The sequence below is a fragment of the Fuscovulum blasticum DSM 2131 genome (genome assembly GCF_003034965.1).
In the GTDB taxonomy this organism is placed as follows: Bacteria; Pseudomonadota; Alphaproteobacteria; order Rhodobacterales; family Rhodobacteraceae; genus Pseudogemmobacter; species Pseudogemmobacter blasticus.
In genome coordinates, this window is record NZ_PZKE01000056.1 from 1 (window position 1) to 1,036 (window position 1,036).

Here is a 1,036-nt window from a genome sequence, read left to right on the forward strand (position 1 = left end):
GATTGACCGCCATCGCCTGGCGCCAAAGCGCGGGCACCAGTTCGGCCGCCGGGTTGCGCTGCACCATGGCGGCGTTGTTCACCAGAATATCGGCGCCGCCGCGCCAGTCGGCCAGCCGTGCGAACAGCCGATCCAGCGCCGCCGCATCGGTGATGTCGGCCGCGACCGGCAGGCAGGCGATGCCTTCCTCTGCCAGACCTCCGGCGCTGGCCTCCAGCACGGCGGTATCGCGGTCAACCAGCACGACCGCGGCCCCCGCGGCCCCCAGCAGCCGCGCGGTTTCCAGCCCGATCCCGCGTGCCGCTCCGGTGATCAGGGCGGTGCGGCCGGTCAGATCGAACAGCCCCTGCAATGCGTCGCGCATCATGCGGCCAGCAACAGCGGCGCTTCGATCAGCCGCTTCAGATGCTGCAACAGCCGTGCGCCCACCGCGCCGTCGATGGCCCGGTGATCCACCGACAGGGTCAGGCGCAGGCGCCGCACCTCGACCGGCTGGCCATCCCGCAGGGCCAGATCGGTTTCGATGGTGCCGACGGCAAGGTTCATGCTTTGCGGCGGGTTGATGATCGCCGAAAAGGCGCTGACGCCGAACATGCCAAGGTTCGAGATGCCCGCAAGCCCGCCAGAGTATTCCTCGGCCCCCAGCCGGCCTTCACGGGCCCGCCCGATGGCCAGCCGGGCCGCATCCGACAGCGCCCCCAGCGACAGCCGGGCCGCATCACGCAGAATGGGGGTGATCAGCCCGGCATCAAGCGCCACGGCCATGCCAAGATCAACCTGCCGATGGCGCACCATTCCCTCGTCGGTCCAGGTGACCATGGCCTCGGGCGTCCGGGCGATGGCCAGCGCATAGGCCTTCATCACCAGATCGTTCACCGTCAGCTTCGTCTCGGCCCCGCCATCGGCCAGCACCGTATTCAGTTGCATCCGCAGGGCCAGAAGCGCGTCCGCCTCGCAGCGGATTTCCAGATAGAAATGCGGCACCGTCTGTTTGGAGTCCACCAGACGGCGGGCAATGGTGCGGCGCATGGCGCCA

At 69.0% G+C, this 1,036-nt stretch carries 2 protein-coding genes; both read right to left on the reverse strand.

All coding sequences use genetic code 11. The features are described from left to right. On the reverse strand, nucleotides 1–367 hold a 367-nt coding region (locus C5F44_RS17645), incomplete at its 3' end, for an SDR family NAD(P)-dependent oxidoreductase (RefSeq protein WP_146161994.1). Then, the coding region (locus C5F44_RS17650) for a 2-oxo acid dehydrogenase subunit E2 (protein ID WP_146161995.1) at nucleotides 364–1,036 on the reverse strand (673 nt) is incomplete at its 5' end. The genes C5F44_RS17650 and C5F44_RS17645, both read right to left, overlap by 4 nt.